Genomic DNA, 23,491 nt, shown 5'->3' on the forward strand with positions numbered 1-23,491 from the left:
TAAATTTCACTTCAAATTTTTACTTCAAAACTCAAACCTTAAATTTTATAAACTTAAAGTTATTCTTTAGTTCATTTTGGGTCGAATTTATCTCGCCAAGCTCTGATTTTACGAAGTTTGTAAGCTCTATCTTGCTAACGCTTGGAGATAGGATTTTTATATACTCTTTTTGGTTTTTAAGCTCTAAGTTGTTGCTAAAAAGAAGCACTCTAGCATCCAGCTTTAGCCCAGCTCTAAGCTCAGATATCGTAGCTAAAAGCTCTTTTATATCAAAGCCCTCCGCCGTTTCATCCACAAGCGCTAGCGAGCAAGGTTTTGTCTTTATCTTTATCAAAAGCTCGCTAAAGCTATTTGCGACCTCAAGCGTGTTTTGAAACTCGCCAAGAGCGCCAGCAAATATCTTATTTTCAAGCTTTGTGCTCTTGTAAATCACTATGTTTTCATTTTTACTAAAGTATCTATTTTCTTTGCTTGGCTTATAGTTTTTTATAAATTTAGGCAAAATTTGATTTAGCTCATCTTTGCTAAAAGGCTTTCTGATCTTCTCATCAAAAGCAGGCAGTAGCTCTCTTTCAGGGATGTTTGAGGTATTTGAGACCACAGCGACTAAATTTATCTTCTCTTCTTGAAGCGATCTTATCCCTTTTACGAAATTTGCCACGCCATTTTCAAAAAATGAAGCATCGATAAAGACTGCGTTAAATCTATTTAAAAGCAGTGCTTGTTTAAGCTCTTTGTGGCTGCTAACGCCTATGACTTCGCAGTCTAAGAAGCTAAAAGCGCGCGAAAACATCTCAAGGCTAAGCGGATTTTTGTCGCAAAGCAAAAAGAGCACTTTCTCTTCAGCCAAGCTCTCGCCCCTATTTTTCTCCATATAGACAAGCCTTGCAACGCTAAGTGGCGTGAGAGGATCTTTTAGCAAGACCACATTTTTTATATTTATATTTTTACTTGCACTCTGCCTTGCAAAGACGATATCGTAGTTTTTCGCTAGTGCTTGATTATTTGAGATGATATTTTGAAACCTAAGCCCCATATCTTCTAAAGTAGCTGCGAAAAATTCATTGTATTTTGCATTTATATCAGGCAGATACGCGATCCTTAGCTCGTGATTTAGGCTGAAATTTTGCAGTTTTTGCACCTTTTTTAGACTAAGGATAAATTTAAACTCATTACCAGCTCCACCAAGTGTGCTTATGTCAAGGCTTGAGTTAAAAAGCTTTAGATAAAAGCTAGCAAGTCTTAGATAAAACTCGCTCTCTTCATCATTTATCTCATTTTCATCTTCTGCGTTTAAAGCTTTTATCTGCTCTTCATTTATGAAAATTTGATTTGTCCTTATCTTTGTTTCGATGAGTAAAAGACCGCTTTGACTAAGGGCGTCGCTGACATTTTTTATCTCTACTATCAAGTTGGCAAATTTATCGCATTTTGTCACGACAGCTTGCATGATAGAGCCAAAGACGACGCTTATCTTCTCGCTATCGCCCTCTAGCTCGTCGCTGATGTTTGCATCAAGATAGGTTAAGAAATTTAGCTTTTTCTCTTGCGTGAAAGGTATCTGCGCTTCAAGGATATTTGAAAACAAAATTTGTGGGTTAAATGGCTTTAAATTTAGTCCAACTTCGCCATTTCTGCTATCAAGCAAGCCTTTTATATTGCTGTAATTTATCGCGATTATCTGGCTATTTTTTTCTAAATTTTCAAAAACAAGCTCATTTTTAAGGACATTTTCATCTTTTTTTAGCGTAGCAACCGAGCTAAATATCTGCTCTTTTGCTTGATAAAATTTCTTACTTAGCCTAACAAGCAGTCTATCTTTTATCGCAGCAAAGCTTCTTTCTTGCTCATATTTTTGAAGTAGCTCTTTATATAGCGCGATGAAATTTTCTATTAAATTTTGTGGATTTCTATCGCCTCTTTTTAAAACCTCATCTCTTACAAGCTTCATTTTTTGGTTTAAATTTTCTAGAGCTTTTAGCCAGATATATGTTTTATAGCCAGCGTAAAAGAGCCAAAGCGATAGAAAAAACATCAAAAATGTTAGAGAAAGCACCTTTACTCTAAAGTTATCATTTAGTCTCTTTAGCTCGTCACTTAAGACATTTGCTATCTTGCTGAAAAGCTTAGCTCTATTGCTTTCAAAGGTATATATCTGCAAAATTTCATCACGTGTTAGCTCATTTTTTAGCTTTAGCTTAAGGCGGATCTCGTCATAGCCCTGAGAGGTCTCTATATTATCAAGCCTATCTATATCTCTTATTATGTTGTCTTTTATGTCGCCATTTGGGAGTAAATTTGCATTTATATCGTTGTATTTAAGGCTATCTAGAGATTGTTTTAGCGAACTTTCGGTAATTTTTTCTTTACCCATAAGCACAGCCAAGATATGCTCTTTTGTGGTATTTACGTTTTGAAGCAGCTCATAGGTTCTAAGTAAAGAGAGTATATGACGCTTGATATCAATGTCTAAAGCAACATCTCTAAATAAAATTTGCCCACTTTCAACAGCAGAATTTGCTAACTCAACAAAGCTAAGAAACGAGAGATTAGAGCTCTCCCAACTTGCATTTGCGTTTTTTAAAACTTCATTTAGCCTATCTCTTATCCTTTTATTATCTGGTGTGTTAGAAAGAGTGTTTGATAAACTTTTTACAAACAAATTCTTAGCAGCATTTGCCTCTCTTAAAGCCGCTTCATCTTGAGGTGACCTAGTTTGACTATATCTTTCGTAAGCAATTCTTTCTGAAACGATCGCATCTAAGGTTTTTCTTATCAAACTTTCTCTTTTTACCTCGCTATTTATGCCATAAGAGATCCTAAATTTATCAAAGTAGAGCGCGCCACTATAAAAGCAAGCGAAAGCTGCCAAAAATATCGGCAAAAGAACTAAAAATTTACTAACCCTCATTGCCAAGCCTTTTTGAAAATTTATTGCAAAGTGTGCTTATTTCGCTTAGTCTTTCATTTATCTGAGCGATTTTTTTAATCTTGTTTGGTCTGGTAAGTAGCGCATCGAAATTTGCCACAAGCGGAGTGATCTTTAAATTTAGCGCTGGCTCTTTTAAGATCTTTATGCTCTCTTCTAAAAATTTAGTATCTCGCGCTTGCACCGCACTTTGGATAAAGATCATCTTGTCTTTGGCTTTGCTTAAAAATATACCAAGATAGGTCGCAAACTCGCTTTTGCTTAAATTTAAAAAGCTAGCTGTCTCGCTAAACCAGCTCTCGTTTAAGATCTCTTCTTCTTTATCCAAAAGCTCTTTTTCATCGACCTTTAAATTTGGCAAGCGAAGCTTTGTCTTTGCTTTCATCGCAGCTTGCTGGTTTTGGCTGTAAATTTCTGTTTGATCGAGGATTAAAAGCTCAAAATACTCTTCATTTTTTACTGAGCTGATCTTTGAAAATTTAAGCGTAGCATTTAAAATTTTGCCGTTTTTGGTCTTTAAATTTACTCTTAAATTTGGTCTTTTAGCTAGATAATCTATAAAAACTCCAGACTCTTTGTAGTCTAAAACTAGCTCGTCAATGTCTTTATGTTCGCTTAAAAACTCCCTTATATCTTTAAATTCAAGCAGACCAAGAGAGATATCTCCCATCGCTAAAATTTGACCGTTTTTGTCGTATATTATCACTTCAAATTTCCTTCTTTGAGCGTTAAAAGCTTTGCCGCTACGCTTTTGTTTGTTATTTTTGCCACTTCGTCTAAATTTGCTTCGCTGATTTTATCAAAACTTCCGTAAAAGCTGATTAATTTCGCGATACTGCCCTCAGAAACGCCAGCTTGTCTTAGCACTGATCTTTGCATATCGTTTTTCTGCCTTGTTTTTCTGTGAAAACTGATGACAAATCTATGGCTCTCATCGCGCATTTTTTGGAAAAACTGCAGCTTTTTATCGCTCGTGCTTAGGCTAAAGCTGCCATTTTTTGTATAAATTTTATCTTTCGCCTCGCCCTTTGCACGGTGAGCTTTGGCATCGATCTTTTCTTTTGAGATAGCGATCACATCGACGTTTGCCCCGCTACTTGCTAAAATTTCGCAGGCTAAATTTAAAAGCGCTTCGCCACCATCAATAACCCAAAGATCAGGCGGGCTAAGCTTGTCAAATCTAAGTGCTCTAGCAGTGAGGCTCTCTCTCATCTGATCGTAGTCGTTTTTGGAGCCAAGATGCATGTGGCGGTAGTTTTGCTTCGCCCACTCGCCATGCTCATAGCGCACCATCGCTCCGACACTCGCCTCGCCAAAAAGGTGTGAGTTGTCGTAGGCTTCGACTACGTAAGGCGTATGAGCTAGATTAAAATACTCTTTTATATCGTTTAATAGTTCGTTATCGTGCGTTTTTAGGTATTTTTCGATGCTAACTTCAGCGTTTTTTGTAGCTATCTCGCAAATTTTACGCTTATCGCCTATTTTTGGGCATGTGATGCTAAATTTACGTCCAAATCTCTCGTTTAAAATTTCCTCCACCAGCTCGCTATCTTCAAAGTTTTCATTGACGTAAATTTTGGTGCTAATTATTGGCTGACCAGCGATAAAGCTTTTTAAAATGGCCTGCTTATAAGCCTCGTTTATCTCGTCTTTTTGAGCGTTTTTAGCCTGCGTGATATCAGTTTTTACGCCTGTTATCTTGCCACTTTGCACGCTAAATCTCACCGCGCAGATCATATCATGCACGCAAGCGACTGAGTAGGCCTCAAAGTCCTCAAGCTTGGCTAGATCAACTTCAACCTTTGTTTGCATATTTTTAAGCGTTTGCATCTTATCTCTAGTCGCGGCTGCTTGCTCGTAGTCTTCGGCTTTGGCGTAGTTTAGCATGAGCTCTTCAAGGCGAGCGATTAACAAATTTGGATTTTGCAAAGCGGCTGTGGCATCAGCGACTATTTTGGCGTAGTCTTCTTTTGAAATTTTGCCCTCACATGGGGCGTAGCAGCGTTTTAGCTGGTAAAAAAGGCAGGCTTTTTTGCCTTTGATGCAAGACTTTTTCTGAACTAGGTTGAAATTTAGATAAAGCGCCTCAAGAAGCTCTCCTGCTCCGCTAAAATATGGCCCAAAATAACGTATATTTGAGCCTTTTACAACCTTTCTGGTGATCTCAAATCTAGGAAATTCATCGTTTAAATTTATAAAGATATAAGGGTAGGTCTTGTCGTCACGAAGCAAGATGTTGTATTTTGGTTTTAGCTGCTTTATGAATGAATTTTCAAGTATGAGCGCGTCTGCCTCGCTTGGTGTGACGATGTATTCAAGATGCACAGCCTCGCTTATCATCTTTGAAATTCTTGGGCTTAGCTTTTCAGCTGGAGCTAGGCTTGGGGTAAATTTAAAGTAGCTTTTGACCCTGTTTTTTAAAATTTTGGCCTTGCCGACATATAAAAGTCTGTTTTGAGCGTCAAAATACTGATATACGCCAGGCTCATTTGGAAGCGTTCTGATCTCGTCTATTAGCATCTTGCCTGCTCGTTTTTCTTTAGCAAAATTTCTCTTAGCTCTTCAAATTTCTTATAAATTTGCTCATTTGTGGCTAAATTTTTAAACTCGCCCTTGCTAGCTGGCGTGATGAAATTTGACCTTTGCGTAGGTTGAGGCGTGAAAAATTTTAGATATTTGCTCACGATAAATCTTATATTTTCTTCTTTTTTATTTTTTATATAGTTGATCTCGCTAAGAGGTTTTGGCTCGATGACGCTTGCAAAAATGCTATTTTTATTAAATTTGCAAAAGGTTTTTAATAACCCTTTTATATCATTTATACTACTATCACGTCTAAGCTCCAAAAGCCCTGAGGGATGAGTGAGAACGAAGGTTAATATGCCTTCTCTAACATAGCAAAAAGCTATGTAAAATCGCTTTGCTTTACCCATAAGGCGAAGAAGCTCTTGGCACTCGTCTGCCATGCTTAATTTTTCTTTATACAAAGGATTTTCGTGGATAGCATCTATCATAAATTTGGCGTCTTTCATAAGGCAATCTTATCATCTTTTATTTTAATTTTCGCTCTTTTTGCACTTAGTGGTTGCGGCTACAAGGACGATCCATTTTATGGCGATGCACCCGTAAAAGAGAAAAAAACAGACAAGATCAATAAAATTTGATCTTAAATTTCGCGTAAGATAAAAATGTAATGCAAGCTTAATAAATTTAACTAACCTAAATTTTAGGCTCATTTAAGTAAAATACGCAAATTTTTATCTTACAAGGAGAGTATATGAGGTTATTTGGACTTCTAGGCTTGTTTTTTGCTATAGCCTTTGGTGCTGACGGAGAAGCTGCGGCTATTGACTTAACTACTACATGGGCGGGAATTTTATCGCTTATCATTTTTGTTGTTGGATACTTTTTCATAGCAGCAGAAGAGAATTTTCACATCGACAAGGCAAAGCCTGCCATTTTTATCGGCACTTTTATGTTTTTGCTAATCGGCGTTTATATGCTTATAAATGGCATGGATGTGCATTCACTAGAGCACGAGGTAAATCACCTGATCTTGGAGATAGCTCAGATCGTATTTTTCTTAATGGTAGCGATGACATTTATCGAAGCACTTGTTGAAAGAGATGTATTTAACGCACTTAAATACAACCTTGTTTCAAAAGGCTACACTTACAGAAAGCTATTTTGGCTAACTGGAATTTTGGCGTTTTTCATTAGCCCAGTGGCTGATAACCTAACAACAGCGCTTATCCTATCAACCGTTCTTTTAACGATAGATAGAAATAATACAAATTTCCTAGTCGCAGGTGCGATAAACATCGTCGTAGCTGCAAATGCAGGCGGTGCGTGGAGTCCATTTGGCGATATCACTACACTTATGGTTTGGGCAGCTGGCAAGTCACCATTTTTAGACTTTTTTGCACTTTTCCCAGCTTCATTTATCGGCTGGTTTGTGACAGCATTTTTACTTTCACGCATCGTGCCAAATACTGCGCCTCATTTTGACGTGGCAAATGAGCCAAAAGTGGTTATGAAAAAGGGTGGTAAAGCGGTTATATTCATAGGTGCATTTACTATCTTTTGTGCAGTTATGATGCACCAGTTGTTTCACTTACCAGCGATGTGGGGCATGATGTTTGGCTTCTCACTGCTTAGCCTTTACACTTACTATTTCAAAAAAGCTCACAAAGACGAAGAGCCTATGAACGTCTTTCACTATATGTCAAAGATCGAGAACAACACGCTATTTTTCTTCTTTGGAATTTTAGCTGCAGTTGGCGCTCTTCACTTTGCTGGATTTTTAAATTACGCTGTGTCACTTTATGATAAATTTGGCTCAACACCTGTAAATATCGGAGTTGGCTTCTTATCAGCAGTCGTTGATAACGTCCCTGTTATGTCAGCTGTTTTGAAAGCAAATCCAGCAATGGGAGCTGATGCAGGCGAGGCAATGAGTCAGTGGCTATTAGTGACGCTAACGGCTGGTATCGGCGGTTCGATGATCAGCTTTGGTTCAGCAGCTGGCGTTGGAGTAATGGGTAAATTAAAAGGAATTTATACCTTTGGTGCGCATATGAAATATGCATGGATGGTAGTTTTAGGATACATCGTATCACTCATTGTTTGGTATGTGCAGTTTGAAATTTTTCACATCTACTTTTAAAAGGTTATAAATGAACAATACGATTATAGTTTTGGACTTTGGTTCGCAGTATACTCAGCTAATAGCTAGAAGGCTAAGAGAAGAAGGAGTTTATACTGAAATTTTGCCATTTAACGCAAAACTAAGCGATATAAAGGCGAAAGATCCAAAAGGTATCATTCTAAGTGGTGGTCCAGCTAGCGTTTATGCCAAAGATGCCTACTTTTGCGATAACGGCGTCTTTGAGCTAAATATCCCTATACTTGGCGTTTGCTACGGCATGCAGCTCCTTGCTCACACGCATGGTGCTGAGGTTTTAGCAGCTGATCACAAAGAGTACGGCAAGGCTGAACTTAGCGTCGTAAAAGAGCACGATCTTTTTAAAGATACACCTTCAAAACAAATCGTATGGATGAGCCATAGCGACTATGTAAAAGACCTGCCAAAGGGCTTTGAGGCGATTGCGATCAGCGAAAATTCGCCTTATTGCGCTTTTGGCGATGATAAGCGTAAATTTTATGCGATCCAGTTTCACGCAGAGGTGCAACATAGTGAGTATGGCACGCAAATTTTAAAGAATTTTGCTAAATATATCTGTGGCTGCGAGAGCACATGGAATATGGGAAGCTTCGCTAAAAATAAGATAGAAGAGATCAGAAAAACAGTGGGCACTCACAAGGTGCTTTGCGCAGTTAGTGGTGGTGTGGATAGTTCTGTGACTGCGGCACTTTTGGCGGCTGCTGTGCCTGAAAATTTGATCCTTGTATTTGTTGATAACGGACTTCTTAGAACAAACGAAAAAGAGCAGGTTGAGGCTACATTTAGAACAAAGCTTGGCGTTGAGCTAGTTAGCATAGATGCGAGCGAGACCTTTCTTGGCCGCTTAGCTGGGGTGGTAGACCCTGAGAAAAAACGCAAGATCATAGGCGAGACATTTATAGAAATTTTTGAGCAAGAGGCTAAGAAGCATGGCGATGTGAAATTTCTAGCTCAAGGCACTCTTTATACTGATATCATCGAAAGCTCAGTTGTTGGCTCAAGCAAGACGATAAAGAGCCACCACAATGTTGGAGGTTTGCCTGATTGGATGACATTTGAACTAATAGAGCCTTTAAGAGAAATTTTTAAAGACGAGGTTAGAAAGCTAGGACTTGAGCTAGGACTAAGTCGCGAGCTAGTTTTCCGCCATCCTTTCCCTGGACCTGGCCTTGCTATCCGCATCATGGGCGAGGTAAATAAACCAAGTCTTGAGCTGCTTCGTAAAGCTGACGTGATCTTGCGCGATGAGCTAAAAAGTAGTGGCTGGTATAACAAAACTTGGCAGGCATTTTGCGTACTTTTAAATGTAAATTCTGTTGGTGTTATGGGCGATAACCGCACCTACGAAAACGCTGTTTGCGTGCGCGTGGTAGATGCAAGTGATGGCATGACTGCAAGCTTTTCAAGGCTTCCTTATGATCTGCTTGAAAACGTAAGCCGCCGCATTATAAACGAGGTAAATGGCATAAACCGCGTAGTTTATGACATCTCAAGCAAGCCACCTGCAACGATAGAGTGGGAGTAAATTGAAAAATTGAGAAAACGAGCTATAAATATTGTTGATTTGTTTTCAGGAGCTGGTGGTTTAACATTTGGTTTTTACTATAAAAAAGATATGAATAAATTTGTAAAAAATGATAAATTTAATTTTTTGTTTGCAAATGAATACAATAAACATGCTGCAGCTGCTTTTAAGTTAAATTTTCCAAATATAAATTTATTAGAATGTGACATTAAAGAAATTAATAAGAAAAAAATCAAAGATAATGGAATTGATATAAGTTGTGTTGATCTTGTCATAGGGGGACCACCTTGTCAATCTTACAGTACCGTAGGCAAAAGACAGTATGATAACAGAGCTATTATGTATAAGGAATACTGTAGATTACTGAGTATTCTGAAACCAAAAATGTTTATTTTTGAAAATGTCAAAGGTCTGCTTACCATGAAAAACAATGTTGGCATTCCTGTAATAGAAGATATATATAAAATGTTTAATAATATAAAAAATACCAATGGCTATATGATTTATAAAAAAATTCTAAATGCAGTGAGTTTTGGTGTACCACAAAATAGGGAGAGAGTATTTATAGTTGGTGTAAGAAAAGATGTAGATCTAACATGGAAATTTCCGGATGAAATATTAACTGATTGTAATGCATTTTTAAGCGTGGAAAATGCATTATCAGATTTACCACCACTAGGATCAAACGAAGAAAAGAATGAATATTTAACAGCTCCTAAGAATATTTACCAAGAGCTTATGAGAAATAATAACGATGTTTTAACTTGCCATAAGAGCGGCTCTTATGGCAAGAAAATTCAAGGCGTTATCAATGCTGTAATAGAAGGCGAGGGGCGAGAGTATATAAACAGTTTGGTTGATGACAAAAAGTTACCGTCAGAATATAGACTCACTTCCGGCTACAAAAATACATACGGAAGGCTATGGTGGAATAAACCGTCTACAACGATAACGAATAACTTGGGAACGCCTTCATCTCTAAGATGCATACACCCAAAAGAAAACAGGGCGCTTACCACAAGAGAGGGGGCTAGATTGCAGTCTTTTCCTGATTTTTTTAAATTCTATGGTGGTAAAACTCAACAAAATTCTCAAGTCGGTAATGCCGTACCTCCCTTGCTTGCTATTAGTCTTGCAAATCAAGTAACAAAAAGTTTCTTATCTTACAAGAAAAAACATAAGAAGGGATAATGATGCAAAAGGTAGAATTTTCTTTCGGATGGCTTGCTTTAAAATTACTAGGCAAAAGCCTTTATTCAAATGCTTGGAGCGCTATTTCGGAGCTTGTAGCAAATGGTTTTGATGCAAATGCTAAAAATATATATATTTATATAAATATGATAAATAAATCAAAATCTCTTGTGGAAATTATTGATGACGGTATCGGTTTGGATGACAATAACATTAGTATTTACGCGAAAGTCGGTTACAATAAAAGATTGGAGCAGGCCCCAGAAGTATTCGACAACTATAAAATGATGGGTAGAAAAGGTATAGGAAAGTTGGCGGCGCTTTATCTTTCCGAGAAGTATTTTATATTGTCTAAAACAAGTGCTGGAATGGTCAATAAATGGGAAATGAACTATAGCGAAAACAAAAAAGACGAAAATGAAAAACCTTTTTTAAGATTAATAAACGGTACAGAAACAAAATTACGATCTAATCAAATTTGGGAAAAAATTAAGACAGGTACGGTGTTAATCTTAGAAAATGTAAATCTAGAAGGACTTGGCGAACGAGCACTAGATAGCCTAGAAAACAAGTTATCTAATATATTTTCGTTGGATTCTATGGTTGATAGAAAGATTTTTCTAGCAATTGTAAAAAAGGATAGTGAAAAACCTATATTTAGACCGATAGAGAAAAAAATAGCATTTAAAAATATGGCTTTTATAGATTACTTTCCAAAAGATAGCCAACAAGAGTTAAAAGAAACTTTTGACAAACTGATTAAAGAGGATTCTAAATTTAAAATAGAGTCCAAAAAGAGAGATAAAGAATATCTTTTTGATAGAAAGATTGAGTTACTTGATAAAAATAAAGTTAGTGGAAGTGGGGAATTTACTGACGAGCAGGGCATCAAAAAAAGTAAACAATATACTTTAAACGGATGGATAGGTATACATAGTACGATAGACAATAAAATAGCAAAAGACAATGATGTAAACTTTACAAAAAATAGTTTTTATAATCCAATTCAGCTCAGGTTATATGTTAGAAACAAGCTCGCGGTAGAAAATTTCCTAAACTACTTAGGCAATACTCAGGCTTTCGTCAATTATATAGAGGGTGAAATACACTTTGACTTATTAGATGAAGATGATTTACCTGACATAGCAACTTCAAATCGTCAGAATTTAGATGAACATGACAAAAGGGTCGCGTTGTTGGTAGACATTGTAAAAAGTATAATTGGCGACTTGATAAGCAAAAGAGAAAAACTAGCAAACGATATAAGGGACAAGGATAATAAAAATTTTGATAAAAGAAAGAATAATTTTATAAAAGAAGTAGAAAATGAACTAAAGGAGCGTTTTCCTAACGAACCATCAGAACAAGTCAATGAGTTTACGATGATCGTAGCCAACAAAGTACAAGGCGACATGTTGAAAGATAAGTATAAAATATTTTTATCCCACTCTAGTAACGATAAAAGATTTACAGACTTTATATATTATTTATTAATAGAAAAATGTGGAGTTAGAAAGGATGAAATATTTTATACTTCCGCACAAGATAGCGACAAATTTGAAGTTTTAAAGCCATTGAAAGAACAAATAAGAGAAAATATTACGGCTAAAAATGCACTGTTAGTGTACTTAACGAGCAAAAATTATAAACAAAGCGAATATTGTATGTTTGAGGGTGGTGCAGGATGGGCTACTAGAGGAGTAGGGGATTATATATTAATGTCTTTATCTTATAGCGAAATACCGGAATTCCTTACGAATGGGAAACTTGAATTCTCGTTTATTAAAAATGACAAAATTGTATTAAGCAAGGAAACATATGGTTTTATTGTAAACAAGGTGCTAAATATAATCATTGAGCATCTAAACAAAAGCAGGGATGAGGATGAAAAAATATTGTTATTTGATAAATCTAATTTCCCGACAGATATAGAAATGAGTAATGCCAGTAAGTCCGATTGTGATTTTATGAATAAAGATATAGTGGAGTATTGGAAGAACTATGTGGAAAATGGTATAAGTGACAACAATATAAATATCGCAACTTATGTTGCTAATAGGAAAGAATCAGATGCTAATAGCAAAGAATTAAATATTGTTCTAAATGTCACTTCCTAGAGTTAGAAAAATACATAACATTTAAGTAAATTATATAAAATTTACTACAATAGTATATTATTTTATAAAAAATAAAAAAGTTAAATTTGCAACATCAATAAAGATATAAGCATAGTAGAAAAAGTCATTTCAAAACAAAAAACAAAAATATCAAGATACAAGTATTTAATAATTTAATATAATCTTACAAAAGCACCAAACACTTTTTGTTTATTTAACAAGTTCAAATCAAGTTTTCAAAAATTGGCTGTAAATTTATATTTCTCTGATCCTACCGATCGCTTCAGCGAATTTAAGCTCTTTATTTTCAAAAAGGTTGTATTCGATCGCATCTTTTTCGCTAAGTATGACAATGGTTGAGCCAAGCTCGAAATTTCCAAGACGCTCACCCTTTTTGATGTGTAAATTTTCATATTCATAAATTTGCGTAAAATTTGCCATCGCATTTGTCTGGATACGCTCATCAAAGCAAAATTTCATCTTACCAACATTTAGCGCACCCACGAAAACTAGCCAAAGTTTTTTGGCATTTTTCATCTCGCAAAGTAGCGCCACACGCTCGTTTTTGGTATAAAGGCTATCGACCTTGCCAAGCCATTTTACCGCCACACTGTAAAGCTTGCCTGGGATATAGACCGCTTTTTTTATCGTAATATCGCAAGGTGCATGATAGTGATGATAGTCTTTTGGGCTAAGATAGATGTTGGCAAAGTCAAACTCGCCCTCAAGCTCGCCCTGCCCCAAAAGCTCCTTCACACCGTAGTTCATGCCTTTTATGCTAAAAGCTTCTAGCTCTTTCGTGGTGCCAAAACTAAGGCAGGTACCATCAACAGGACTTATAAATATCTCATCTGCTGCGTCAAATTCTCTTGGCTTCAAAAGCTCTCTGGTAAAAAGCTCGTTTAAATTTTTATACTCATTTGCTGGCTTAAACTCACTCATGTCGATCTTAAATAGCTTTACATAAAAGGAGTTGATAAGCTCTTGAAGCGGCTTGAAAAAGTTTATTTTTGCCACCTTGCCAAAAATTTGAGAAAAGAGATTGTCCTTGTTCATTTTAGTCCTTGCTTAAATTTAAAATAGCGATCTCACTGGGAGCAAAGATCCTAACTGGAGGCCCCCAAAATCCTGCACCACTACTAACATAAGCTTGCATTTTATCATTAATCTTATAAAGCCCATGTAAAAAACCTTGATCCAGCAAAACAAGGATACTAAAAGGGAAAATTTGTCCAGCATGCGTGTGACCGCAAAGCACTAGATCAACGTCTTTTTGCATAGTTTTTATAAATTTTGGCTGATGAGAGAGTAGGATGGTCGGCAAATTTGGGTCACATCCTGCTAGTGCTTCGTCTAAATTTGGCTCTAAATTTTTAAACCTTATGCCAGCTAGATCATAGACTCCTGCCAAATTTATACCAGCTATTTTTTCATTTTTATTGCCAAGTATCCTAATGCCAAGAGCGCGAATTTTTTCTAGTATCCCATCAACTCCGTGGTAGTATTCGTGATTGCCAGGGACATAAAAGGTGCCATAGGTGCTTTTAAGATTTTTTAATGGATCTAAAAAATCCCCTATAAGTTCAGCTCTCATATCAACCAAGTCGCCAACTATCACGACTAGATCTGGTCTAGCTAAATTTATCTCTTTTACAAGCTCAGCTACAAAATCCTTCTGCAAAAACTCGCCAATATGCACATCGGTTATCATGGCTACTTTCAGATCATTTTGTAAATTTTTTATTTTTATACTAACTTGTCTGATCTTTGGCGGAGTAAGTGCGTTAAAAATTCCTTTCAAAAAGCAAGCAACTATAAAAATAACAAATGTCACATCAAAGCAAAATTTAATAAATTTTCGTCTTGTGGGATTAAAATAAGCTTTTGAGCAAATAGATCTAACAACATCATAAAACAAACTAACACCAAATAAAAATAGAGAAAAACCAATGAGCGTCCCTGCTATCAGATAGAGTTCTATATTTAAAAAAGAAAATCTTAGTTGAAGAACAAATACAAACTCAAGCACACTAATAATACAGAAAAATATACGAATTTTTTTAAGGTGTGGAGTAAAAAATGATACCTTTTTGATAAAACGTTTGTATGAGTATAAATTTGTAAGAACACTAAAGATAAATGCCCCAATAATGATCCGAAAAAGTCCCAAAATATCTCCTTGAAAACAAAGATTATATTTTATATTTTTAAATTTACATTATAAATTTTATTAATTATTTAGAACAATTTGTAGTACTAAACCGTATGATTTTATGATTTAAATTTACAAAAATGATTGTTAAAAGGTATTTACATTAGGATAATAACTAAAAGATAGAATTTTGGAATTTAAAAATAAAAAGGTGGGAAAATTCCCACCTTAAAAAGCATTACTCTACTTTACCAGATTCCATTCTTTTTTTGTAGATCTTACGAAGTTTTCTAATGTCGTTCTTAACTTCGAATACACCATGCCAGTGTGAATAGTCAGGGCCAGCCATTAGAGCGCCTTGTCTCATACGACGACCTTCATGGTGCCACATATGATAGTAGATATCTTGGAATTCATCTGACCAAACATCTTCTAGAAGTAAGTTTTTAGCTTTCAACTCTTCAAGCATCTTAGTTGCTTCAGCGCTATAAACGTTATAAAGCTCTACTTGTTTATCACCCATAATGAAGAAGTTATCTGTATGAGTTGATGTATGGCAAACTTTACAAACTAGCTTCATCTCAGCTCTTGCTGCTTCTGGTCCATTTGGATGACCTGCAAGTGGCGTTCCTATGGTTAGTTTGCCAGTTTTTTCGTAAACAACAGCAGCTTGTTCATCACCAGCTGTTCTTAGCTTACTGCTGACGCCCCATAGGTTCCATTTTAGTCTTCTTGAAACATTGTGAGTTGTTGTTGTTTCACCAACACCACTCATGTGGCAAGCTGCACAAGTTGGAGCTCTAAAGTCTGGTACATCCCATGTATCAGGAGCAGCATCAAAATTCCATTTGTGAGCTTCGCTATTATAGATATGTCCGTGCATTGAGTTGTTAAAGATCTCAATATCTGGGTGATCAGGTCCAAGGTGGCAAGATGCACAAGCAGCTGGTTTTCTAGCTTCAGCTATGCTAAATGTGTGTGCGCTGTGGCATGATTTACAGTTACCTACGCCACCATCTGGATAAACATTGCCTATACCATAGTTTGGCCAAGTCTCTTTTGTAGGTTTGTGATCAGCGTCTAGTTTGATGACGGTTCCGTGGCACTGTGTACAACCAGTAGCGTCTGGAGCCATTTTGTATTCTGGATGATCCATACCTTCATAGTGATACATTAGTTTTACCATCGCAGGGTTAGCATACATTTGCATAGCACCTCTTGCGTGACCACTCTTAACAGATTCTTCAACCTCATTTTCGTGACACTTAGCACAAGTTTTTGGGCTAACTAGCATTGAAACATGGTTGTTAGAATCTTTTGGATGCACCTTAACTGAAGCCATAGGATTATCTGCATTTACAGAGTGGCAATCCATACAACTTACGCCAACGTGAGCGTGGCGACTATTTTTCCAATCGGCAACTATGCCGGGTGTCTCTTTAGCGTGGCACTCAACACAGCTTTTTGATAAGTCTGACATTTTGTGAGCAACTTTAATGTTTTTTACAACATTAAGGTTTAAAGCGTCAGATTTATTTGCATCCATGTTTGCGGCAAAGCCAAAAGACATTAGACAGGCTAATAACATTAGCGACTTTTTAAACATCTCTCCTCCTTACTTGGTTTTATTGTTTTCTTGTTTTTTAATTGCTTCAAATTTATCGATTTGTAGTCCTAAATTCTTGTGACCAACATGCTCGTGGCAGTCAACACATGATTTTTTATTAGGATTTCCAAGAACGAAATAATCTCTATGTGGCAAGAATGATTTACCAGCTTGAATAACATTTTTTAAATTTGAGTGGCAAGTCAAACATCCACTATCATAGACAAAGTGAGATGCGTGCTCGCGCTTTTTACGCCAGTCGATCTTGTCTGTATCTGTAAAAAATGTCTTATAACCATCATTTATCGATACTTTAAGTTTTGTAAGTACATAGGTATAGGCACTTGTATGGTTTAGGTGACAGGCTGAACATTCAGCTTTTATGCCAAGCTTGTTATTGCCGCCGTGCGCGTCTTCATGATATGCAGCATTCATAGGATCCATCGTGTGACAAATGGTACAGATGTAGCCGCTACCAGTAGCATGAAGTGCATCAGCTATGCCCATAGAAGCGATAAGGCCGATTACGATGCCTATTATCACAGATGACCAAACAAAAAATTTCTTCTTAACTTCAGCCAAAATTTCCTCCTGAATTTATCAATATATCGTAAATTTTTACGAAAATTTTAGGTGAATGTTATCCAAAAAAATATAAATTTTTTCTTTAAGTAAATGAAAATATTTATTTGATATTAACTTTCAATAAGAATAAATTTCTTGTAGGCCATCTACATTTTTTTCTAGAATTTGGTTCTTCTCATCAAGTTTGACCAAACCATTTGTTTTAAATTTATTTAAAATCCTCGAAAAAGTTTCTGGAGTCATATTGAGTATTGATGAAATTTTTGTATGCTTTAGTTCATTAAATAGATCTTCATGATCTAAAATAAACCTAGCAACCTTCTCTTCAGAGCTTAAGATGAGCTCTTGATGAAGTAAATTCGTTGTTATTCTTATCTTTTGAGCCATTGATTTTAGAAATTTCATGCAAATTTCTGGCTTTGTTAAAAATTGTGCTTCAAATTTTTCATAATTTATCTTTAAAACTTCACCAGAGATAGTAAAAATGGCGCTTGCAGGATAAGGGATATTTTCAAAATTTACGACTTCAGCTACAAAATTCATAGGTGCAAGCTGATGGATAAAAATTTCCTTGCCATTTGCCGTAGTTTTATAAAGCTTAACTGAGCCAGTTATCAAAAACGTAAGCCACTTTGGCTCCTCGCCCTCTATAAATAAAAACTCGCCTTTTTTATATTTTTTAACAACACTGATTGCTTCAAGTTTAGCTAGGTCCTCGGCGTCAAGGCCTTGGAAAAATGGGATCTGTTCTATCATATTTTTCTCGCTTTTTAAGATGAAAAAACATTTTAGCATAAAAAATAGGACAAAATTTAACGGATTTCAAAGGGAGCTTTCTCCCTTTGATTTAAGAATTTATTTTTTTAGAAGATCTCTGATCTCAGTTAGAAGTGCTATATCAGCTGGAGTTTCTGGCTCTGCTGGTGCCTCTTCGACTGGTTTTTTCTTAAGTGAATTTAAAGCTTTAATGACACAAAAGATACAAAATGCGATGATTAAGAAATCAACCATTGTTTGTATAAATGAGCCATAGTTTATCGTAACAGCTGGCGCACCCTCAGCTGCTTCTTTTAGTGTTAGCTTAAGATCAGTGAAATTTACACCGCCTGTTATAACGCCAACCACTGGCATGATAATATCGCCAACCAGTGATGAGACAATCTTTCCAAATGCTCCACCGATAACAACACCCACTGCCATATCTATGACATTTCCACGCATTGCAAATTCTTTAAATTCGCTTATAAAACTCATTGCTTTCTCCTATAAATAGTTAAATTTTCGTGCGGATTTTATAAAAACTATGCTTTGCTTAGCCTAAAAATTTAAAATTACATAACTTTAAATTTATCAAGCTAGTGTTATAATCCAAACTTCAAATTTAACGTAAGGAATGAGCTTATGTATCGTTTTGCACCCTCTCCAACAGGAGATATGCACATAGGAAATTTACGTGCTGCTATTTTTAATTATATTTGTTCTTTGCAAGATAAAAGTGGCTTTATTTTACGCATAGAAGATACCGACAAAGAGCGAAATATCGAGGGAAAAGAGAAAGATATCTTAGAAATTTTAAGCAAATTTGGCATAAAACCAGAGCAAATTTACATCCAAAGTGAAAATTTAAAATTCCACAGACAGCTTGCATCAAAGCTTCTCATCGACAAAAAGGCCTTTGCCTGCTTTTGCACAGAAGAAGAGCTAGAAGCTAAAAAGCAAAAAGCAAAAGAGCAAGGCGTGGCATATAGATATGACGGCACCTGCGAGAGGCTAAGCGACGCTGAAGTTTTAAACTGCGAGAAGCCATTTGTCATCCGCATGAAAAAACCAACACGCACGATGAGCTTTACAGATGCGATCAAAGGCGAGCTAAGCTTCGAGCCAGACGCAGTTGATAGCTTTGTCATCATGAGAGCGGACAAGACGCCAACATATAACTTCGCATGCGCGGTTGATGATATGCTTGAGGGCGTGACCTTTGTCATACGCGGCGAGGATCACGTGAGCAACACGCCAAAGCAAGACCTCATACGCGAGGGCCTTGGCTACACAGGTAAGATGAACTACGCACATTTGCCTATCCTTTTAAATATAGAGGGCAAAAAAATGAGCAAACGCGAGAACGAATCAAGCGTAAAATGGCTCTTTGAGCAGGGATTTTTGCCTGAGGCGATCGCAAACTATCTGATACTTCTTGGCAACAAAACTCCAACTGAAATTTTTACGATAGAAGATGCAGTAAAGTGGTTTGATATAACTAAAATTTCACGCTCGCCTGCTAGATTTGATGTGAAAAAGCTTGAGCAGATAAATAGAGAACACATCAAACTTGCTTCAAAAGAGCGCATAAAAGAGATCTTTGGCGTGGATGAGAGCAAGGCTGAGCTAGTTAAATTTTACACTCAAGAAAGCTCACTAGTGCCTGAGATAAAGGCAAAAGTAGAGGCTATATATTCACCAAAAATAGCTCCAGATGAGTATAAAAATGAATTTGAGATCATCAAAAAAGCGGCTCGTAATTTAAAACCGTGCGAGAGCTTTGATGAGTTTAAAAAAGAGCTTATGAGCGCTACTAATTTAAAAGGCAAAAACTTTTTCATGCCGCTACGTGCGCTGCTCACAAATGACCTTCATGGCCCTGAGCTAAGCGAGCTCTACCCGCTGATAAAAGATGATCTAGCGAAAATTTTAATCTAGGAGCAAAAATGATACTTTCGACACTATTTACAGCGATCGCAAACATCTTAAGCATCATCGTCAATGTCTATACGTGGATCATCATCGCATCGGCTCTCATTAGCTGGGTCAAGCCTGACCCTAGCTCGCCGATCGTGCAGCTACTTTACAGACTGACTGATCCTGTTTATAGCTTCATTAGACGCTATATAAAAACAGAATTTAACGGCATCGACTTTGCCCCGCTCATCGTGCTTTTAGCACTTCAACTCATAGATCAATTTTTAATAAGGCTTTTATTTGTTTTTGCTGCGTCACTTTAGTATCCTCTCTTTAGCCTGCGTTGCTCTTTTAGCTAAAATTTACACCTACGAAGAGCTAAAAAACGAGCCAAAAAGCCTTGCAAAAGACTACTACATAAACCGCCTTATAAACGAGGGCAGCTACACAAAAGAGCAGATAGCTGAGCTTTCACGCGACGTTTTTAGAAAAAGTGGCTTAGTTCAAAAATCAATCAATAAAATTTTACCTCCCAAAGCAGCCCCTAGCAAGTGCCCTGGCATAAACGCAAGCAATATCACAACTGCTAGCTTGGCTTGCCAAAATTTACTAACAACGATGAGCTTTTCTCTAAAGCTTGATGGCAAAACTCGTGAAATTTTAGCGGCAAATCTTGCAAGCACAAATCCAGAAAAAGCCAAAATTTTACTTGCGTTAAATGAAGTAAATCCAGCTCAGGCATTTGTAAATTTAAACGATACAAAGAGCTTTTTAGAGCTTTTTAACGCTTCAAACCCGCAAAGTAAAAGTGCTCTTTTTAGCGTAAATTTTGAGGCAAATTTTATGAACAAGCTCTACATGCAAAAGGGCTTTACAAATTTATTAAACGATGTCGTATTTAATAAAAAATATGAAGGCTTTAGAAGAAATTTACTTAGCATAGATCCAGCTGTAACTGAAAAAAGTGACACATTTACACTTGGGCTAAACGCCATCTTGCTTGGTCAAAATGACGTTGCATTTAGTTTTTTCACAAGAGCTAAAAATACCTTTGATAGGGCTTGGCAAAGAGACAATGCGACCTTTTGGCAGTATGAGCTAAGCGGTGATGAGAGCTTTTTAAAAGAGCTAAGCTCTAGTAAAGATGCAAATATCTACTCACTTTACGCAAGAGATTTGGTCGGTGGCGAACCGCTTGAAGTGATCGTACCAAGACCTAGCAAGCAAAATATCGAAAATTTTGACGTGAGCGATCCATTTTTATGGAACAAAACCGCGGCCCTTGCAAAGGATATGAACGCCACGCAAGCAAGCGAATTTGCTATGAAATTTTACACAAACGAAAGTATCGGCGCATACGCATACTTTATGCAAAAGGCGCATGGCTGGGAGAAGCAGTACTTTTTGATGCCAAACTCACCAGAGCTTGAAGGCATCAGCACTGAGCGAAAGTCGATGATCTACGCACTTGCTAGGCAAGAGAGCCTCTTTATCCCAAGTGTCGTTTCTACCTCATACGCTCTTGGTATGATGCAGTTTATGCCATTTCTCGCAAATGCGATCGGCAAAAAAGAGCTAAAAATTCCAAATTTTGACCAGGACGATCTTTTTAAAACTGATGTTGCCTTTAAATTTGCAAATCACCACCTAAACTACCTTGATAAATTTCTTTACCATCCGCTCTTTACAGCCTACGCGTATAACGGCGGCATCGGCTTTACCAAAAAAGTCATCACAAGAGATGATATGTTTAAAGAGGGGAGATTTGAGCCATTTTTATCGATCGAGCTAGTCCCAGTGGCTGAGACTAGAAACTACGGCAAGAAGGTGCTTGCAAACTACGTGATCTATATGGCGCTTAATGGTTCCAGTATAAAGATTTCGCAACTTTTCGAAAATTTAACAAAACCGGCTTTGACTGATAAATTTCGAAACTAAGCGCGAGATCGTCACTTTGCTTACTTGGTGCGGTCACTTCGTAATAGACCGCCCAAGGCATAGAAAATCCAGCAAATTTAAGCATCTCGTCGTTTTCATCAAGCAGCCTTGCATTTGTGGCATTTGAGTCACCATTTACCTTTATATTGCTCAAATTTTGCGCATGCTCTTTTGGGTTTATAGCTACCAAAAAGTGCTCTTTGCTCTCGTCTAAATTTGAGTTATATATAGGATTTAGATAGGTTGCAATTATAAGCGTTCTATCGGTGCCATCGATGATCTCACTCTTGCTTGTGTAGGCTAAAAGCTCATTTTTTAATGGCTCATGCACGATCACTTTTTGATCAGCACAACCAAATATCATCAAAATAAATATAAAAAATAGTGTAAATTTTCTCATAAAAAACTCTTAAAATATTAAATTTTCTCGCATTTTAGCATTTTATTTTTTAAATTTCACTCATAAATTTTAAAGCCAATATGAGCTATAATCGCAAGAAATTTTAACCAAAAAGGCTCTTATGAAAAGACTTGCCATTGCTTTTTCTGGCCCTTCAAATAGCGGAAAAACGACGCTTATTTTAAAAGTCGCAAAAAAATTTATAGATGATGGGCTAAAGGTCGTTGTGGTCAAACACGACCCAGGCGACAAGGCCAAATTTGACGTTGAAGGCAAGGATAGCTTTAAATTTTCTCAGGCAGGAGCTGACGTAGTCGTGATGAGTCCGACTAGAACGACTTATTTTTCACAAAGCTCGCAAGGCATAGACGAGGTCATAAGGATGATCGGCGAGTTTGATATGCTCTTAGTAGAGGGGCTAAAGACACTGCCACTGCCAAGACTAAGCGTCTTTAGAGGCGAGATCGATGAAGCATATCTTAGCTTTTCAGACGCGATCGCCACTTATAAAAAGCAGATCCCCTACGAGATCACAAATCTAAATTTAGACGATATAGACGCCATTTGTGCGTGGATAATCAAAAATGCAAAGGCTGTATAATGCAAGAACTAAACCAAATTTTTAACACCATTAAAGATATCGCAAAAGAGATAAGCGAGGTCATAAAATACGCCGATCTTGGCTACACAACTCACGAAAACGCAACTGGCGACACCCAGTTAAAGCTTGACGTCAAAAGCGATGAGATCATCACGGCTAAATTTAAGCAGCTTTCATGCGTAAAAGCGCTAATTAGCGAAGAGAAAGAGGACGAACTTGAGATAAATAAAAATGCTAAATTTATCATCGCTTACGATCCACTTGATGGCTCAAGCTTAGTTGATGTAAATTTCGCCGTTGGCTCGATCTTTGGCATCTACGAAGACGAGGTAAAACCAGAAAATTTAATAGCCGCAGCTTACAGCATCTATGGTCCAAGACTTGAACTTGTAATTGCCGAGAAAAAGGGCGCTTTGCCTAAATTTTATAGGCTTGGCAAAGATGGCGAGTTTAAATTTGTAAAAGAGCTTGAGCTAAAAGAAAAAGGCAAGCTAAACGCCACGGGAGCTACGCAAAAAGGCTGGAGCCAAACTCATAGAAACTTCATAAACGAGCTATTTAACGATGGCTACAGGCTAAGATACTCAGGTGCGATGGTGAGCGACTTGCATCAAATTTTACTAAAAGGTGGCGGTCTTTTTAGCTACCCAGCAACGAGCGATCATCCAAATGGCAAGCTAAGGGTTGTCTTTGAGGTGTTGCCATTTGCTTTTATATATGAAAACGCAAAGGGCGCAACGACAGATGGCAAAAATCAAACACTTTTTGATATAAAAATAGAAAAAATTCACCAAACTACGCCATGCTTCTTTGGTTCGCGTGATGAAATTTCTCTTTTGCATAAATTTTACGAGCAAAAATAATGCAAGAAACACAAGCAAACGAGCCACTTGACGCATTTGAGCTAGCCCTAAAGCAAAAGGCAAAAGTTATGCAAGAGTGTCAAGAGCAAAAAGGGCGCAAAAGCTGTTTTAACTGCGAGGCATTTTTTGACTGCGAGACTAGGATAGAGTATGTAAATAGCTGCTACAACTCGATGTCAAAAGGCAACACCGGCAGTGACGGCGGATTTGATTTTTAAATTTAA

The 23,491-nt window shown here is 37.0% G+C and carries 22 protein-coding genes; 11 read left to right on the plus strand and 11 right to left on the minus strand.

What is annotated here, in order from left to right:
• Window positions 1–31: 31 nt before the first annotated feature.
• Genes G6W43_RS01415 through G6W43_RS01430 form a run of 4 tightly spaced genes read right to left on the minus strand, consistent with a single transcriptional unit; the run spans window position 32 to window position 5,895 of the window.
• Window positions 32–2,911, minus strand: a complete 2,880-nt coding sequence (locus tag G6W43_RS01415; protein WP_194168977.1) for a hypothetical protein — start codon at window positions 2,909–2,911, stop codon at window positions 32–34.
• The gene (locus G6W43_RS01420) at window positions 2,901–3,635 is read right to left on the minus strand and encodes a hypothetical protein (RefSeq protein WP_148801658.1); all 735 of its coding nucleotides are present in this window, start codon (window positions 3,633–3,635) and stop codon (window positions 2,901–2,903) included. Before G6W43_RS01420 ends, G6W43_RS01415 begins: the two co-directional genes overlap by 11 nt.
• Window positions 3,632–5,449, minus strand: a complete 1,818-nt coding sequence (uvrC, locus tag G6W43_RS01425; RefSeq protein ID WP_194168978.1) for an excinuclease ABC subunit UvrC — start codon at window positions 5,447–5,449, stop codon at window positions 3,632–3,634. Before uvrC ends, G6W43_RS01420 begins: the two co-directional genes overlap by 4 nt.
• On the minus strand, window positions 5,443–5,895 hold the full coding sequence (locus G6W43_RS01430; RefSeq protein WP_021089660.1) for a hypothetical protein: 453 nt from the start codon (window positions 5,893–5,895) through the stop codon (window positions 5,443–5,445). The genes uvrC and G6W43_RS01430 overlap by 7 nt, the downstream gene beginning before the upstream one ends.
• A 30-nt stretch (window positions 5,896–5,925) precedes the next feature.
• On the opposite strand from G6W43_RS01430, the gene G6W43_RS01435 reads away from it, so the two are divergent.
• From G6W43_RS01435 to G6W43_RS01455, 5 genes are all read left to right on the plus strand, one after another.
• Window positions 5,926–6,093: an LptM family lipoprotein gene (locus tag G6W43_RS01435; protein ID WP_012001408.1), complete on the plus strand. Its 168-nt coding sequence runs from the start codon at window positions 5,926–5,928 to the stop codon at window positions 6,091–6,093.
• 113 nt (window positions 6,094–6,206) lie between these two features.
• Complete coding sequence (nhaD, locus tag G6W43_RS01440; protein WP_009294572.1) at window positions 6,207–7,595, plus strand: sodium:proton antiporter NhaD; 1,389 nt, start codon at window positions 6,207–6,209, stop codon at window positions 7,593–7,595.
• A gap of 10 nt (window positions 7,596–7,605) precedes the next feature.
• Window positions 7,606–9,138: a glutamine-hydrolyzing GMP synthase gene (gene guaA / locus G6W43_RS01445; protein WP_103566374.1), complete on the plus strand. Its 1,533-nt coding sequence runs from the start codon at window positions 7,606–7,608 to the stop codon at window positions 9,136–9,138.
• Window positions 9,139–9,147: 9 nt separating this feature from the next.
• Window positions 9,148–10,329, plus strand: coding sequence for a DNA cytosine methyltransferase (locus tag G6W43_RS01450; protein WP_196783731.1), 1,182 nt, complete (start codon window positions 9,148–9,150; stop codon window positions 10,327–10,329).
• A gap of 2 nt (window positions 10,330–10,331) precedes the next feature.
• Window positions 10,332–12,446 carry an ATP-binding protein gene (locus G6W43_RS01455; protein ID WP_194168979.1) on the plus strand — a complete coding sequence of 705 codons (2,115 nt, stop codon included), beginning with the start codon at window positions 10,332–10,334 and terminating at the stop codon, window positions 12,444–12,446.
• A 255-nt stretch (window positions 12,447–12,701) separates the two neighbouring features.
• On the opposite strand, the gene G6W43_RS01460 is transcribed toward G6W43_RS01455, so the two are convergent.
• The 6 genes from G6W43_RS01460 to mscL form a co-directional block, all read right to left on the minus strand.
• The gene (locus tag G6W43_RS01460) at window positions 12,702–13,502 is read right to left on the minus strand and encodes a phosphatidylserine decarboxylase (protein WP_194168980.1); all 801 of its coding nucleotides are present in this window, start codon (window positions 13,500–13,502) and stop codon (window positions 12,702–12,704) included.
• A gap of 1 nt (window position 13,503) precedes the next feature.
• A complete protein-coding gene (locus G6W43_RS01465) occupies window positions 13,504–14,616 on the minus strand; it encodes a metallophosphoesterase (RefSeq protein ID WP_194168981.1) in 1,113 nt (370 codons plus the stop codon).
• A 220-nt stretch (window positions 14,617–14,836) separates the two neighbouring features.
• Entirely contained in the window at window positions 14,837–16,204 is a 1,368-nt protein-coding gene (locus G6W43_RS01470) for a multiheme c-type cytochrome (protein WP_194168982.1), read from the minus strand.
• A gap of 9 nt (window positions 16,205–16,213) precedes the next feature.
• Window positions 16,214–16,786, minus strand: a complete 573-nt coding sequence (locus tag G6W43_RS01475; protein WP_084040850.1) for a cytochrome c3 family protein — start codon at window positions 16,784–16,786, stop codon at window positions 16,214–16,216.
• Between the two features lie 120 nt (window positions 16,787–16,906).
• Window positions 16,907–17,545 carry a Crp/Fnr family transcriptional regulator gene (locus G6W43_RS01480; RefSeq protein ID WP_194168983.1) on the minus strand — a complete coding sequence of 213 codons (639 nt, stop codon included), beginning with the start codon at window positions 17,543–17,545 and terminating at the stop codon, window positions 16,907–16,909.
• A 99-nt stretch (window positions 17,546–17,644) separates the two neighbouring features.
• Window positions 17,645–18,043: a large-conductance mechanosensitive channel protein MscL gene (gene mscL, locus G6W43_RS01485; protein WP_148784547.1), complete on the minus strand. Its 399-nt coding sequence runs from the start codon at window positions 18,041–18,043 to the stop codon at window positions 17,645–17,647.
• 147 nt (window positions 18,044–18,190) lie between these two features.
• On the opposite strand from mscL, the gene gltX reads away from it, so the two are divergent.
• The 3 genes from gltX to G6W43_RS01500 are packed head-to-tail and all read left to right on the plus strand — an operon-like array spanning window position 18,191 to window position 21,403.
• The gene (gene gltX, locus G6W43_RS01490) at window positions 18,191–19,486 is read left to right on the plus strand and encodes a glutamate--tRNA ligase (protein ID WP_149711904.1); all 1,296 of its coding nucleotides are present in this window, start codon (window positions 18,191–18,193) and stop codon (window positions 19,484–19,486) included.
• Window positions 19,487–19,494: 8 nt separating this feature from the next.
• Window positions 19,495–19,788, plus strand: a complete 294-nt coding sequence (locus G6W43_RS01495) for a YggT family protein (RefSeq protein ID WP_149711905.1) — start codon at window positions 19,495–19,497, stop codon at window positions 19,786–19,788.
• Window positions 19,766–21,403 carry a lytic transglycosylase domain-containing protein gene (locus G6W43_RS01500; RefSeq protein ID WP_194168984.1) on the plus strand — a complete coding sequence of 546 codons (1,638 nt, stop codon included), beginning with the start codon at window positions 19,766–19,768 and terminating at the stop codon, window positions 21,401–21,403. The genes G6W43_RS01495 and G6W43_RS01500 overlap by 23 nt, the downstream gene beginning before the upstream one ends.
• On the opposite strand, the gene G6W43_RS01505 is transcribed toward G6W43_RS01500, so the two are convergent.
• Window positions 21,324–21,803, minus strand: a complete 480-nt coding sequence (locus tag G6W43_RS01505) for a hypothetical protein (protein ID WP_009294586.1) — start codon at window positions 21,801–21,803, stop codon at window positions 21,324–21,326. The two genes, G6W43_RS01500 and G6W43_RS01505, sit on opposite strands and share 80 nt — an antisense overlap.
• Window positions 21,804–21,924: 121 nt before the next feature.
• On the opposite strand from G6W43_RS01505, the gene mobB reads away from it, so the two are divergent.
• From mobB to G6W43_RS01520, 3 genes are read left to right on the plus strand one after another with little or no spacing between them, the layout of a single operon-like run.
• Window positions 21,925–22,404, plus strand: a complete 480-nt coding sequence (mobB, locus tag G6W43_RS01510; RefSeq protein ID WP_021092954.1) for a molybdopterin-guanine dinucleotide biosynthesis protein B — start codon at window positions 21,925–21,927, stop codon at window positions 22,402–22,404.
• Window positions 22,404–23,267 (plus strand): class 1 fructose-bisphosphatase, encoded by an 864-nt coding sequence (locus tag G6W43_RS01515; RefSeq protein ID WP_242047600.1) that lies wholly within the window; start codon window positions 22,404–22,406, stop codon window positions 23,265–23,267. Before mobB ends, G6W43_RS01515 begins: the two co-directional genes overlap by 1 nt.
• Window positions 23,267–23,485, plus strand: a complete 219-nt coding sequence (locus G6W43_RS01520) for a hypothetical protein (protein WP_103636528.1) — start codon at window positions 23,267–23,269, stop codon at window positions 23,483–23,485. Before G6W43_RS01515 ends, G6W43_RS01520 begins: the two co-directional genes overlap by 1 nt.
• Window positions 23,486–23,491: the final 6 nt, after the last annotated feature.

It is taken from the genome of Campylobacter concisus, from assembly GCF_015229965.1.
GTDB classification, from domain to species: domain Bacteria; phylum Campylobacterota; class Campylobacteria; order Campylobacterales; family Campylobacteraceae; genus Campylobacter_A; species Campylobacter_A concisus_BD.